At 54.5% G+C, this 2,737-nt stretch carries 1 rRNA gene; it reads right to left on the reverse strand.

The features are described from left to right. Window positions 1-73: 73 nt before the first annotated feature. Window positions 74-2,737, reverse strand: a 23S ribosomal RNA gene (locus ABD733_RS17295); the annotation flags it as partial.

Consider the following 2,737-nt stretch of genomic DNA (forward strand, 5'->3'; position numbering starts at 1 on the left):
TCGACCGTGTTTCGGGAACCACAGAGTGGACGCAAGCATCACTGCCAACCACACAGGACGTGATGGTTGGGGTGTTGTCAAGTTATCGGCTTATTAGTACCGGTCAGCTCCACGAGTCGTTAGTCCTCGCTTCCACATCCGGCCTATCAACCCAGTAGTCTAGCTGGGAGCCTCTCCCCCCGAAGGGGATGGAAATCTCATCTCGAAGCCGGCTTCCCGCTTAGATGCTTTCAGCGGTTATCCGTTCCGAACGTAGCTAATCAGCGGTGCCCTTGGCAGAACAACTGACACACCAGAGGTTCGTCCATCCCGGTCCTCTCGTACTAGGGATAGATCTTCTCAAATTTCCTACGCGCGCAGCGGATAGGGACCGAACTGTCTCACGACGTTCTAAACCCAGCTCGCGTACCGCTTTAATGGGCGAACAGCCCAACCCTTGGGACCTACTCCAGCCCCAGGATGCGACGAGCCGACATCGAGGTGCCAAACCATGCCGTCGATATGGACTCTTGGGCAAGATCAGCCTGTTATCCCCGAGGTACCTTTTATCCGTTGAGCGACAGCGCTTCCACAAGCCACTGCCGGATCACTAGTCCCGACTTTCGTCCCTGCTCGACTTGTCAGTCTCACAGTCAAGCTCCCTTGTGCACTTACACTCGACACCTGATTGCCAACCAGGTTGAGGGAACCTTTGGGCGCCTCCGTTACTTTTTAGGAGGCAACCGCCCCAGTTAAACTACCCACCAGGCACTGTCCCAGAACCGGATCACGGTTCGTAGTTAGATATCCAAAGTGACCAGAGTGGTATTTCAACAATGACTCCACCCGAACTAGCGTCCGAGCTTCACAGTCTCCCACCTATCCTACACAAGCCACTCCGAACACCAATACCAAGCTGTAGTAAAGGTCACGGGGTCTTTCCGTCCTGCTGCGCGTAACGAGCATCTTTACTCGTAGTGCAATTTCGCCGAGTTCGCGGTTGAGACAGCTGGGAAGTCGTTACGCCATTCGTGCAGGTCGGAACTTACCCGACAAGGAATTTCGCTACCTTAGGATGGTTATAGTTACCACCGCCGTTTACTGGGGCTTAAATTCTGAGCTTCGCTTGCGCTAACCCTTCCTCTTAACCTTCCAGCACCGGGCAGGCGTCAGTCCGTATACATCGTCTTGCGACTTGGCACGGACCTGTGTTTTTAGTAAACAGTCGCTTCCCACTGGTCTCTGCGGCCTTTCCCGCTCCCGGAGTAAATCCGTTCACGGTTCCGGCCCCCCTTCTCCCGAAGTTACGGGGGCATTTTGCCGAGTTCCTTAACCACGATTCTCTCGATCTCCTTGGTATTCTCTACCTGACCACCTGAGTCGGTTTGGGGTACGGGCGGCTAAAACCTCGCGTCGATGCTTTTCTCGGCAGCATAGGATCACTGAATTCCCCCAATCGGGGTACGCATCGGATCTCAAGCGTCATTGACGACGGATTTGCCTATCGTCAGCCCTACATCCTTACACCAGGTTCACCTTACGGATACCATCGCCTGGCTCAGCTACCTTCCTGCGTCACACCTGTTAATACGCTAACCGCACCAGCATGGGGTCGAGCGTTAGACCGGCCGACATCACCCCGAAGGGATCCGTTCAACCGGGTTAGGACTCTTAGCACCACTGGATTAGCTTGGGCGGTTTTTCGCCGGTACGGGAATATCAACCCGTTGTCCATCGACTACGCCTGTCGGCCTCGCCTTAGGTCCCGACTTACCCAGGGCGGATTAACCTGGCCCTGGAACCCTTGGTCTTTCGGAGGACGGGTTTCTCACCCGTCTTTCGCTACTCATGCCTGCATTCTCACTCGTGTGGCGTCCACGGCTGGTTTCCACCGCCGCTTCACTCGCCACACGACGCTCTCCTACCAATCCGTACGACTGAACCACGAAGGCTAATCTGTATATACGAATTCTACAACTTCGGTGGTGTGCTTGAGCCCCGTTACATTGTCGGCGCGGAATCACTTGACCAGTGAGCTATTACGCACTCTTTCAAGGGTGGCTGCTTCTAAGCCAACCTCCTGGTTGTCTCTGCAACTCCACATCCTTTCCCACTTAGCACACGCTTAGGGACCTTAGTTGGTAGTCTGGGTTGTTTCCCTCTCGACGATGAAGCTTATCCCCCACCGTCTCACTGCTGCGCTCTCACTTACCGGCATTCGGAGTTTGGCTGACGTCAGTAAGCTTTTGGGCCCCATCGGCCATCCAGTAGCTCTACCTCCGGCAAGAAACACGCAACGCTGCACCTAAATGCATTTCGGAGAGAACCAGCTATCACGAAGTTTGATTGGCCTTTCACCCCTATCCACAGCTCATCCCCTCCATTTTCAACTGAAGTGGGTTCGGTCCTCCACGACGTCTTACCGTCGCTTCAACCTGGCCATGGATAGATCACTTCGCTTCGGGTCTAGGACATGCGACTGAATCGCCCTATTCAGACTCGCTTTCGCTACGGCTACCCCTCACGGGTTAACCTCGCCACATATCGCTAACTCGCAGGCTCATTCTTCAAAAGGCACGCTGTCACCCCTACTAAGGAGGCTCCAACGGTTTGTAAGCAAACGGTTTCAGGTACTATTTCACTCCCCTCCCGGGGTACTTTTCACCTTTCCCTCACGGTACTTGTCCGCTATCGGTCATCTGGGAGTATTTAGGCTTATCAGGTGGTCCTGACAGATTCACACGGGATTTCTCGGGCC

The sequence above is a fragment of the Frondihabitans peucedani genome (genome assembly GCF_039537585.1).
Lineage (GTDB): Bacteria > Actinomycetota > Actinomycetes > Actinomycetales > Microbacteriaceae > Frondihabitans > Frondihabitans peucedani.